Source organism: Mycobacterium sp. 852013-51886_SCH5428379, assembly GCF_001665575.1.
Taxonomy (GTDB): domain Bacteria; phylum Actinomycetota; class Actinomycetes; order Mycobacteriales; family Mycobacteriaceae; genus Mycobacterium.
The window spans coordinates 58,509-69,106 of sequence record NZ_LZSU01000021.1 but is presented as its reverse complement, the minus strand read 5'-3'; the positions used below and the strand labels follow the sequence as shown (position 1 = coordinate 69,106).

Genomic DNA, 10,598 nt, shown 5'->3' with positions numbered 1-10,598 from the left:
CGGCCGCCGCACCGCACCGGCCGACCATGTGTGAAGCTGGACAGCGATGAACAGCGTCCAGATCGCCGACGAGACCTTCGTCGCCGCCGACCCCGCTGACGTGGGCCGGATCGTCGCCGACCCGTCGAACTGGCGCCGGTGGTGGCCGGATCTGCGGCTGACCGTGGTCCAGGACCGCGGTCCCGTCGGGCAGCGCTGGACGGTGACGGGCGCGCTGACCGGGTCCATGGAAGTCTGGCTGGAGCCCTCCCTCGACGGGGTGATCCTGCACTATTTCCTGCACGCGGAACCCTCGGGTGCGGCAGCGTGGGAGCTGGCGAAGATGAACCTCGCCAAGCTGAACCACGAACGTCGCGTCGCCGGCAAGCGGATGGCGTTCGAGCTCAAGGCCGTCCTCGAGGCGGGTCGCCCGGTCGGGGTGTCCCGGTTGGCGTGACGCCGGGGGTCGGCTGGTCGAAGCAGGTAGATTTCCTGCATAAGGAGGGCACGTGGCGGACAAGACTGCGCAGACGATCTACATGGATGCCGATCCTGCGACGGTGATGGACGTGATCGCCGACATCGGGTCCTATCCGGACTGGGTCAAGGAGTACCGGGAGACCGAGGTGCTCGAAACCGACGCGGCGGGTAACCCCAAGACCGCGCGGCTGGTCCTGGACGCGGCCGTGCTCAAGGACACCATGGTGCTGGCCTACGACTGGCCCGCCGACGGCGGCTCGGTGACCTGGACGCTGGTGTCGAGTTCGCTGCTGAAATCTTTGGAGGGCGCATATCGGTTGGCGCCCAAGGGATCGGGTACCGAGGTCACTTATGAGCTGGCGGTCGACCTGATGATCCCGATGATCGGTCTGCTCAAACGCAAGGCCGAGCGCCGGCTGATCGAGACCGCGCTGAAGGACCTGAAGAAACGGGTCGAGGCTGAGTGAACCCGAGTGACGCCGCGGCCCGCATCAGTCTGTTCGTCGGCAAGGGCGGAGTAGGCAAGTCCACCCTGGCGACGGCCACCGCTGTGCGCGACGCGGCGGCCGGTGCGCGGGTGCTCATCGTCTCCACCGACCAGGCCCACTCGACCGGTGACGTCCTCGGCGTCCCGGTCACCCCGACCGGCCGGCGCGAACCCACCCGGGTGCTCGCCGACCTCGAGACGGGCGCCCCCGCAGCCGGTGGTTCACTGGACGCGCTCGCCCTCGACACGCTGGCCCTGCTGGCCGAGCGGTGGCGCGAGATCGCCGGCTCGATCGCCGACCGGTTCCCCGAATCCGACGTCGGAGACATTGCGCCAGAAGAACTCTCGGCGCTGCCCGGCATCCAGGAGGTGCTCGGCCTGCACGAGGTGGGCGAACTCGCCTCGTGCGGACAGTGGGACCATGTGGTCGTGGACTGCGCGTCCACGGCCGACGCGTTGCGGATGCTGACGCTGCCCGCGACGTTCGGGCTCTACCTGGAGCGGGCGTGGCCACGGCACCGCCGGCTGTCCGGGACGTTCGACGACGCTGCCGCCGCCGCACTGGTGGCGCTGGTGGAACGCATCGACGCCGCGACCGCGCGACTCGGTGAACTGCTCACCGACGCCGACCGCGTCACCGCGCACCTCGTGCTCACCGCCGAGCGGGTGGTCGCCGCGGAGGCGGCCCGCACGCTGGGCTCGCTGGCGCTGATGGGTGTGCGGGTCGAGGAGCTCATCGTCAACCAGGTGCTGCTGCAGGACGACTCGTTCGAGTACCACAACCTGCCCGAACACCCCGCCTTCGACTGGTACGCGGAGCGTATCGCCGAGCAGCGGTCGGTGCTCGGCGACCTGGACTCGATCATCGGCGACGTGGCGCTGGTGCTGGTGCCGCACGTCGCGGGGGAGCCGATCGGACCCAAGGCGCTGTCCGAGCTGCTCGACGCGGCCCGTCGACGGGACGGTTCGGCCCCGCCCGCCCCGCTGCGTCCGGTGGTCGACCGCGAATCGGGTACGGGCCTGGAGGCCGTTTACCGGATGCGGCTAGAGTTGCCGCAGGTCGACTCCGCCGACCTGACGTTGGGTCGGGTGGACGACGATCTGATCATCGGCGCAGGCGGTATGCGTCGCCGCGTCCGGTTGGCGTCCGTCCTGCGCAGATGCATCGTGACCGACGCCGCGCTGCGGGGCAGCGAATTGACGGTACGTTTCCGACCCAATCCGGAGGTATGGCCGGCGTGACAGGGGCACACCCCGAGATCGGTGCCGAGCTGCGAGCGCTCGCGCAGGTCATCCTCGACCGCCTGGATCCGGCGGTCCGGTTCGCCGCGGCCCGAGCCGCCGCGGCCGCGGACACCCCGGGCGCCTGTCAGCAGGTGTGGTGCCCGGTGTGCGCGCTGGCCGCCGGGGTGCGGGGCGAACAGCATCCGCTGCTGGCGATCGTCGCCGAACACAGCGTCGCGCTGCTCACCGTGATCCGTGCGGTCGTGGACACCATGGACGACGGGTCCGCCCCGCCCGACGACACCCCGCCGCCGCCCCCGCCGAGCGGCCCGCCGGAGTCCTCGGGCCCGGGCCGCTATCAGAGCATCCCCGTGACCGTGCAGGAGTGACCTCTTCCGCTGTGGTCGTACCCACAGCGCCTGGGTAAAGTTGTCGCAGTGCACCGTCCGGTGCAGCCGATTCGGAGGGCCCATGTGGTATTGGCTGTTCAAGTACATCTTCATGGGACCCTTGCTGTCGCTGCTCGGGCGGCCGAAAGTTGAAGGGCTGGAGAACATTCCGCGTTCCGGCGCGGCGATCCTGGCCAGTAACCACCTCGCCGTGGCGGACAGCTTCTACAAGCCGCTCGTCGTCAACCGGCGCATCACGTTCCTGGCCAAGGCCGAGTACTTCACCGGCACGGGCCTCAAGGGCTGGTTCCAGCGCTGGTTCTACACCGTCGCCGGTCAGGTGCCGATCGACCGGACCGACGCGGATTCGGCGCAGGCCGCCCTGGTCACCGCCCAGCGCATCCTCGGCGAGGGCAAGCTGCTGGGCATGTACCCGGAGGGCACCCGGTCCCCGGACGGCCGGCTCTACAAGGGCAAGACCGGGCTGGCCCGGCTGGCGCTGGAGACGGGCGTGCCGGTGATCCCCGTCGCGATGATCGGCACCGACTCCGTCAACCCGCCCGGCAGCAAGATGTGGCGGTTCGGCAAGGTCCAGGTCAAATTCGGCAAGCCGATGGATTTCAGCCGCTTCGAGGGGCTGGCCGGTAACCGCTTCATCGAACGTGCCGTCATCGACGAGGTCATGTACGAACTGATGCGGCTGTCGGGCCAGGAATACGTCGATCTGTACGCCGCCGACGTCAAAGACGGCAAACCCGTCGAGCGCCCCGCGCAACTCGCCGGCTAACGCGTCGCGGGTACCGGCGGCGTGGAGTCGACGTCCTCGCCGTTCCTGCGCCGGACCGCCACCGCGGTGACCGTCGCCGCCGCGATGATGACCGCGATCGCCCACCACACGTAGGACCCGCCGGCCAGCTGACGCCACAGCGGCGCCGTCGTCTCGCGGTGTTTGGGCATCAGGGTGAACGGCGACCACACCATCAGCGCGACACCGAGCGCGCTGACGACCGCCAGGGCCGTGTTGCGGTGCCGATAGGCCACCACCGCGGTCACCACCACCGTCGGCAGCGACCACACCCAGTGATGCGACCACGACACCGGTGAGACCACCAGCCCGAACATCGCCACGCTGATCAGCGCGAGCAGCGGTTCGTCGGCCCGCAACGCCCGCCGCGCCGCCCACACCGTCAACCCCAGCACCGCGAAGCAGGCGATCACCCAGACCACGAAGCGGACGTCCTCGCCGAGCCCGATGCGCGCCAGCGCCCCGGCGATGTTCTGGTTGGTGTTCAGCGTCGCCGCGCCGATCCGGTCGGTGTCGCGCAGGGTGTGGCCCCAGTACTCCAACGAGTCCCGCCAGGCGAAGGCGAACCCGATCAGGGTCAGCACCACCACCGACGCCGCGGTCGTCAGCATCGTCCGCACGTCCCGGCGCAGCAGGAAGTACAGCAGGAACACCGCCGGGGTGAGCTTGAGCGCGATCGCCAGGCCCAGCAGCAGCCCGCGCGGCCACGGGGTGCGGCGCGGTACGCAGTCCGCGATCACCAGCGTCATCAGCACCACGTTGATCTGGCCGAAGTCGAAGTTCGCCTTGATCGGCTCGCAGAAGATCGCCGCCAGCGCCACGATCGCGGACGCGATCCACACCCGGCGCAGCCATATGGGTGCCGACGACAGCCGGTCCGGGGGCGAGACGTCCAGGCGGGTCAGCACGATCGTCATCGCCGCGATCAGCAGCACCAGCGTGATCGCCGTGATGGCCGTACTCGCCACTTCCAGCGAGACCCAGGTGAAGGGCGCGAACACGATCGCCGCCAGCGGCGGATAGGTGAACGGCAGATCCAGGTCGATTTTGGTGGAGAACGTCGCGTCGTCGGCGTACAGCGGCCTGCCGTCCAGCCAGGCCTGGCCGCCCATCCGGTAGACGTCGATGTCGATGCGGTAGGGCACGTGCCCCAGCAGCCGCCATCCGGCGTAGCCGAGTGCGGCGACTGTCAGAAGGCAGAACAGCCGCCACGCGAGGGTTGGCGCCCAGGCAGGCGACCGCCGAGTACTCATGTCGCCGAACAGACTATCGGTGGCCCGGCGCGTCGAGTGGTATCCCTGTGGTGACGGCCTGCGCGCGGCGTAAGTTCTCGACCGTGCACGAGAGCCTTCAGCTGCGGCTGGATTTCCTCACCTCGGACCGGATGCCGCTGCTGTTCTGTCTGGTCGCGTTCCTGCTGACGTTCCTGGTGACCCGCACGATCGTGCGCTACATCCGCGCCAACGCCGACAATCACGGGCCGCGGCGGTGGTGGCAGCCGCGCAACATCTCCGCCGCGGGCGGCACCCACATCCATCACGTCGTCATCGGTGTGGTGCTGGTGTTGCTGTCCGGGCTGACGATGGTGACGCTGACCGTGAGCGGCGGCGTGCAGGTCATGACGGCGGCCGCGACCGTCTTCGGAATCGGCGCCGCCCTGGTGCTCGACGAGTTCGCGTTGATCCTGCACCTGTCCGACGTCTACTGGTCCGAGGACGGGCGCACCTCGGTCGACGCGGTGTTCGCCGCCGTCGCGGTGGCCGGTCTGCTCATCCTCGGGTTCAACCCGCTGTCGTTCTTCGACGTGGGCATCTGGGAGAGCGACCACACCGTCGAGGCGAGGGTCAGTGTCATCGTGCTGGCGGTCCTGACCCTGGCGCTCGCGGTGGTCGTCCTGTTCAAGGGCAAGGTGTGGACGGGTCTGGTGGGCATGTTCATCACGCCGCTGCTGTTCGTCGGTGCGATCCGGCTGTCGCGGCCGCACGCCCCGTGGGCTCGCTGGCGCTACACCAGCCGGCCGCGCAAGATGCACCGCGCCCTGGAACGGGAACGACGGCTGCGCCGACCGGTCGTACAGGCCAAACTGTGGCTGCAGCACGTCGTCGCCGGGGAACCGCACTTCCCGGACGACGCGCAGGTCGACGAGCAGCTCGACAAGGAGATTCACGCCGCACCCGCCCCCGAGGTTCAGGCGGTGGGGGTGTAGATGCGCTACTTCTACGACACCGAGTTCATCGACAACGGCCGGACCATCGAGCTGATCTCGATCGGGGTGGCCGCCGAGGACGGCCGCGAGTACTACGCGGTGTCCACCGAATTCGATCCCGAGCGCGCCGGCAGCTGGGTGCGCAAACACGTGCTGCCCAAGCTGCCGTCACCGGCGTCGAAGGTGTGGCGCTCGCGCAGGCAGATCCGCGAGGAGCTCGAGGACTTCTTCGGTATCGACGGTCCGGAATCCATCGAGCTGTGGGCCTGGGTGGGCGCCTACGACCACGTCGTGCTGTGCCAGCTGTGGGGCCCGATGACCAGCCTGCCACCGGAGATGCCACGGTTCACCCGTGAGCTGCGCCAGTTCTGGGAGGAACGCGGTTCGCCCCGGATGCCACCGCGTCCACGCGACGCCCACGACGCGCTGGTCGACGCCAAGCACAATCTGCTGCGGTACCAGATCATGACCGGGGTGGTCGGCCTGGATGGGCGTCCGCGGGCCTGACTTACCATTGACGGGTGAACTGGACCGTCGACGTTCCCATCGAACAGCTGCCAGACCTGCCGCCGCTGCCCGATGACCTGCGGCAACGGCTCGACGCCGCGCTCGCGCGGCCGGCGCTGCAGCAGCCCAGCTGGGACCCCGAGGTGGCCTCGGCCATGCGGACCGTGCTCGAGAGCGTGCCGCCGATCACCGTTGCCTCCGAGATCGAGCGGCTGAAGTCCCTGCTGGCCGACGTGGCGCGCGGTGAGGCGTTCCTGCTGCAGGGCGGGGACTGCGCCGAGACGTTCGCCGACAACACCGAACCGCACATCCGCGCCAACATCCGCACGCTGCTGCAGATGGCCGTCGTCCTGACCTACGGCGCGAGCATGCCCGTGGTGAAGGTGGCGCGCATCGCCGGGCAGTATGCCAAACCACGCTCCGCGGACATCGACGCCCTCGGGCTGCGGTCCTACCGCGGCGACATGATCAACGGCTTCGCCCCGGATGCGGCGTTGCGCGAGCACGATCCGTCGCGTCTGGTCCGCGCCTACGCCAACGCGAGCGCCGCGATGAACCTGGTGCGCGCGCTGACCTCCGGCGGGTTGGCCTCGCTGGATCTGGTGCACGACTGGAACCGCGAGTTCGTCCGCACCTCGCCCGCTGGTGCCCGCTATGAGGCGCTGGCCGGTGAGATCGACCGCGGGCTGCGCTTCATGAACGCCTGCGGCGTCAACGACCCGAACCTGAAGACCGCCGAGATCTTCGCCAGCCACGAGGCGCTGGTGCTCGACTACGAGCGCGCGATGCTGCGGCTGTCCAACGATTTCCCCGTCGAGCAGCCCGAACCGCGCCTCTACGACCTGTCCGCGCACTACGTCTGGATCGGGGAGCGCACCCGCCAGCTCGACGGCGCCCACATCGCCTTCGTCGAGACGATCGCCAACCCGATCGGCGTGAAGCTCGGACCGACCACGACGCCGGAGACGGCGGTGGAGTACGTCGAGCGCCTCGACCCGCACAACGAGCCGGGCCGCCTGACCCTGGTCACCCGGATGGGCAACCACAAGGTGCGCGATCTGCTGCCCCCGATCATCGAAAAGGTGCAGGCCGCCGGTCACCAGGTGATCTGGCAGTGCGACCCGATGCACGGCAACACCCACGAGTCCTCGACGGGCTACAAAACCCGGCACTTCGACCGCATCGTCGACGAGGTTCAGGGCTTCTTCGAGGTGCACCGGGCGCTGGGCACCCATCCCGGCGGCATCCACGTCGAGATCACCGGCGAGAACGTCACCGAATGCCTCGGTGGCGCGCAGGACATCTCCGACTCCGATCTGGCCGGCCGCTACGAGACCGCCTGCGATCCGCGGATGAACACCCAGCAGAGCCTGGAGCTGGCGTTCCTGGTCGCGGAGATGTTGCGCGACTAGTTACAGCAGGTTCGGCAGGTTGGTACCGAGGGTCCACGCACCGGCGGCCAGCAGCCCCGTCAGGGTGATCACCGCGATCACCCACATCAGCAGCACCCGCTTGGCGCGCTGACGCGCCCACTGGAAATCGGCGATGTCGATGCCGGCGAATTGGTCCCGGACCGGAGGCGGCGCCATCATGACGCGGGTGTGGTGACGGGGCGGCTCCGGCGCGGCCGCGGGTGAGGCTGAACTGGTGATGTCGTCGGTCGCGTCCTGCCGCTCGTCCAGCCGGCTGTGGTAGAGCGCGGCCGAGGCGTGTTCAGCGGAGTTGCGTGGCGCGGGCACCCGGAACGGCGGCAGCCCGAGCGCGTCGACGAGATCGTCGACGGCGGCGCCCATCTCCAGGGCGTCGGCGAATCGGTCGGCGGGGTCGCGGGCGGTGGCCCGCAGCACCAGCTCGTCGAATTCGGCGGGCACCCCGGCGATCACCGTACTGGGTGGCGGCACATCGTGGTCCATCCGCTGATAGGCCACCGCGAGCGGGCTGTCGCCATTGAAAGGCGTTGTCCCCGTGAGGATCTCGAAGGCCAGGATGCCGACGGCGTAGACGTCGCTGCCGGGTCCGGCGGTGCCGGTGCCGACCTGTTCGGGGGACAGGTACGCCGCCGTGCCGAGAATGACGCTGGTGGAAGTGATCTGGGCCTCGGCGACCGCCCGCACCAGACCGAAGTCGGCGATCTTGACCTCGCCGTCGTCGGAGATCAGCACGTTCTCGGGTTTGACGTCGCGGTGCACCAGACCGCCGCGGTGGGCGACGGCGAGCCCGGACAGCACCGGGCCCAGCACCGCGGCCGCGGCGTGCGGCGGCATCGGCCCACGCTCGCGCAGCAGCTCGCGCAGCGTGCCGCCCTCCACCAGTTCCATCACGAGGAACGGGTGCCGCCCATCCAGGCCCTGGTCGTAGACCGCTACCAGACCGGGATCCTTGAGCCGCGCCACCGCCTTGGCCTCCCGCTGGAAGCGGGTCAGGAACTGCTGATCGCCCGCGTACCGGGAATCCATCACCTTCAGCGCGACCGGCCGGTCGAGCCGGACGTCGAGCCCGCGGTACACCGTCGACATACCGCCCGTGGCGATCGGGGCGTCGACGCGGTAGCGCCCATCCAGGACGGCACCGACCAGAGGATCCGCCGGCGGAGTGGGCTGCATCGAACACATGTTACGAGTCGGCCGGCGGACCCTAGACTCGGCAGCGTGAGCATTCCCGCTGCCGACGACGTCCTCGACCCCGACGAGCCCGTCTACGATCTGCCCGCTGTCGCCGAACTGCTCGGCATGGTCGTCACCCGCGTCCATCACGAATTGCGTGAAGGGCACCTGATGGCGGTGCGCCGCGACGGCAAACTGGTGGTGCCCAAGATCTTCTTCGACGACCGCGGACGCGTCGCCAAGGCGCTACCCGGTCTGCTGGTGGTGCTGCGCGATGGCGGTTACGACGACACCGAGATCGTGCGCTGGCTGTTCACCCCGGATTCGTCGCTGACGATCAGCCGGGACGGCTCGACCGAAGCCCAGCCCAACGCCAGGCCGGTCGACGCACTGCACTCTCATCAGGCCCGTGAGGTGGTGCGCCGGGCCCAGGCGATGGCCTACTGACCGGCTTGCTGAGCGAGTACCACGCCGCCACCGCGCACGCGGTGGCCAGCAGCACGTGCAGCCACGAGTACATCCCGTGTGCGCCATCGGGTTTGAAGATCACCATGATCCAGGTGGAGAACCCGGCGATGAGCGCGATGTCGCGCCGTGAGCGGGCCAGCGCCGACACCACCGCGAGCGGCCACGTGTAGTACCAAGGCAGCGCGGCCGGAACGAACAGCACCACGACGCCCATCACCGCGGCGATGCCGACGAGCGCTTCGCGGTCGTCGTGCCGGAACCGCCACCAGATCAGCGGCAGCGTGATCGCGATGATCGCCACGCCGGCGATGCGGGTGGCCTCCAGGACGGCGTAGAAGTTCACCGGGACGAACAGTCCGGCGACGGCGTTGGTCAGATTGGCCACGGCGGTGGGCACCGTCAGCCAGTTGATGATCTTCACCGAACCCGCCAGCGCCGTCAGCCAGCCCAGACCCACTCCGGCCACCCAGGACAGCACGGCGAACACGGCGCCGAAGATCAGCACCGACGCAGCGGTGGCGACGGCGAACGCCCGCGGGGACCGGTAACCGCGCTGATCGCGCAACTGACGCATCCACATCCACACCATGAAGGGCAGCGCCAGACCGGCGGTGGCCTTGACCGCGACGGCGGTGGCCATCACGCTGACCCCGGCGACCGGATGCCGGTTCAGAGTCAGCGCCAGCGCGGCCATCATCAGCCCGACCATCAGCATCTCGTTGTGCACGCCGCCCATCAGATGGATGATCACCAGCGGGTTGAGCACGCAGATCCATAGCGCCGCCGCGCCGCTGGCGCCCACGTGGCGCGCCACCCGCGGGGCCGCCCAGATCAGCAGCACCAGCCCCGGCAGCATGCACAGCCGCAGCAGCATCGTCCCGGCCAGCACGTCGTTGCCCACCAGCATCGTCACGAACTTCGCAACGAGGATGAACGCCGGGCCGTAGGGCGCCGTGGTGGTCGTCCAGATCGGGCTGACGTCGTCGAGCAGCGAATTCGGATTCGCGATCGGGCCGACCACGTAGGGGTCGAAGCCGTCGCGCAGCAGCGCGCCCTGGGCCAGATAGGAGTAGGTGTCGCGGCTGAACACCGGCGCCGACAGCAGAAGCGGCAGAAGCCAGATCCCCGTCGTCGCGATCAGCGTGTACTCCGTGGGCCGGCGCTCCGGATCGTCCCCGACCACCCGCCGGCCCAGCCACAGCCACGCGATCAGCATCAGCGCGACGCCACTCCACAGCAGCACCGACGACAGCACCAGACCGTGGCCGAACCGCAGCCATGACAGGTGCAGCGACTCCAGCAGCGGATCGTGCAGGCGGGTGCTGCCTGCCCCGGGCGCCCCGATCGCGATCAGCAGCGCGCCCAGGCAGCCGAGCAGCGCGGGTTTGGCCTCCGCGGACCGGACGAAGTCGAGCAGCCGAGTCGCGGGGCTGAGCACAGGTGATGCCAT

Annotated in this window: 12 protein-coding genes; 9 read left to right on the top strand and 3 right to left on the bottom strand. The window is 69.3% G+C overall.

Features of this window, described 5'->3' with window-relative positions:
• The first annotated feature begins 46 nt into the window (after positions 1-46).
• From A5757_RS09910 to A5757_RS09890, 5 genes are all read left to right on the top strand, one after another.
• On the top strand, positions 47-436 hold the full coding sequence (locus A5757_RS09910) for an SRPBCC family protein (protein ID WP_066832625.1): 390 nt from the start codon (positions 47-49) through the stop codon (positions 434-436).
• Positions 437-488: 52 nt separating this feature from the next.
• Complete coding sequence (locus A5757_RS09905; RefSeq protein ID WP_066832622.1) at positions 489-926, top strand: SRPBCC family protein; 438 nt, start codon at positions 489-491, stop codon at positions 924-926.
• Positions 923-2,188 (top strand): ArsA family ATPase, encoded by a 1,266-nt coding sequence (locus A5757_RS09900; RefSeq protein WP_066832620.1) that lies wholly within the window; start codon positions 923-925, stop codon positions 2,186-2,188. Before A5757_RS09905 ends, A5757_RS09900 begins: the two co-directional genes overlap by 4 nt.
• Positions 2,185-2,559: a hypothetical protein gene (locus A5757_RS09895; protein ID WP_066832933.1), complete on the top strand. Its 375-nt coding sequence runs from the start codon at positions 2,185-2,187 to the stop codon at positions 2,557-2,559. The genes A5757_RS09900 and A5757_RS09895 overlap by 4 nt, the downstream gene beginning before the upstream one ends.
• A gap of 82 nt (positions 2,560-2,641) precedes the next feature.
• Positions 2,642-3,346, top strand: coding sequence for a 1-acyl-sn-glycerol-3-phosphate acyltransferase (locus A5757_RS09890; protein WP_066832617.1), 705 nt, complete (start codon positions 2,642-2,644; stop codon positions 3,344-3,346).
• Here the strand turns inward: A5757_RS09890 and A5757_RS09885 are convergent.
• Positions 3,343-4,617, bottom strand: a complete 1,275-nt coding sequence (locus A5757_RS09885) for a glycosyltransferase 87 family protein (protein ID WP_066832615.1) — start codon at positions 4,615-4,617, stop codon at positions 3,343-3,345. The two genes, A5757_RS09890 and A5757_RS09885, sit on opposite strands and share 4 nt — an antisense overlap.
• Positions 4,618-4,748: 131 nt before the next feature.
• Between A5757_RS09885 and A5757_RS09880 the strand changes: the two genes are divergently transcribed.
• Genes A5757_RS09880 through A5757_RS09870 form a run of 3 tightly spaced genes read left to right on the top strand, consistent with a single transcriptional unit; the run spans position 4,749 to position 7,489 of the window.
• A complete protein-coding gene (locus A5757_RS09880; RefSeq protein WP_066832931.1) occupies positions 4,749-5,570 on the top strand; it encodes a hypothetical protein in 822 nt (273 codons plus the stop codon).
• A complete protein-coding gene (locus A5757_RS09875) occupies positions 5,571-6,077 on the top strand; it encodes a polyadenylate-specific 3'-exoribonuclease AS (RefSeq protein ID WP_066832612.1) in 507 nt (168 codons plus the stop codon).
• A 14-nt stretch (positions 6,078-6,091) separates the two neighbouring features.
• Complete coding sequence (locus A5757_RS09870) at positions 6,092-7,489, top strand: class II 3-deoxy-7-phosphoheptulonate synthase (RefSeq protein WP_066832608.1); 1,398 nt, start codon at positions 6,092-6,094, stop codon at positions 7,487-7,489.
• Here the strand turns inward: A5757_RS09870 and A5757_RS09865 are convergent, their stop codons facing one another.
• Positions 7,490-8,680: a protein kinase gene (locus A5757_RS09865; RefSeq protein ID WP_369815930.1), complete on the bottom strand. Its 1,191-nt coding sequence runs from the start codon at positions 8,678-8,680 to the stop codon at positions 7,490-7,492. It lies immediately after the preceding gene.
• A gap of 45 nt (positions 8,681-8,725) precedes the next feature.
• Between A5757_RS09865 and A5757_RS09860 the strand changes: the two genes are divergently transcribed.
• Positions 8,726-9,127, top strand: a complete 402-nt coding sequence (locus A5757_RS09860) for an Rv2175c family DNA-binding protein (RefSeq protein ID WP_066832603.1) — start codon at positions 8,726-8,728, stop codon at positions 9,125-9,127.
• Here the strand turns inward: A5757_RS09860 and A5757_RS09855 are convergent.
• Complete coding sequence (locus A5757_RS09855; protein WP_066832598.1) at positions 9,018-10,598, bottom strand: alpha-(1->6)-mannopyranosyltransferase A; 1,581 nt, start codon at positions 10,596-10,598, stop codon at positions 9,018-9,020. The two genes, A5757_RS09860 and A5757_RS09855, sit on opposite strands and share 110 nt — an antisense overlap.

Bases quoted from the DNA above. Each gene is read 5' to 3' on its own strand.
- A5757_RS09910 (WP_066832625.1), top strand. From the start codon at position 47: ATGAACAGCGTCCAGATCGCCGACGAGACCTTCGTCGCCGCCGACCCC.
- A5757_RS09885 (WP_066832615.1), bottom strand. From the start codon at position 4,617: ATGAGTACTCGGCGGTCGCCTGCCTGGGCGCCAACCCTCGCGTGGCGG.
- A5757_RS09880 (WP_066832931.1), top strand. From the start codon at position 4,749: ATGCCGCTGCTGTTCTGTCTGGTCGCGTTCCTGCTGACGTTCCTGGTG.
- A5757_RS09875 (WP_066832612.1), top strand. From the start codon at position 5,571: ATGCGCTACTTCTACGACACCGAGTTCATCGACAACGGCCGGACCATC.
- A5757_RS09890 (WP_066832617.1), top strand. From the start codon at position 2,642: ATGTGGTATTGGCTGTTCAAGTACATCTTCATGGGACCCTTGCTGTCG.
- A5757_RS09865 (WP_369815930.1), bottom strand. From the start codon at position 8,680: ATGCAGCCCACTCCGCCGGCGGATCCTCTGGTCGGTGCCGTCCTGGAT.
- A5757_RS09855 (WP_066832598.1), bottom strand. From the start codon at position 10,598: ATGGCATCACCTGTGCTCAGCCCCGCGACTCGGCTGCTCGACTTCGTC.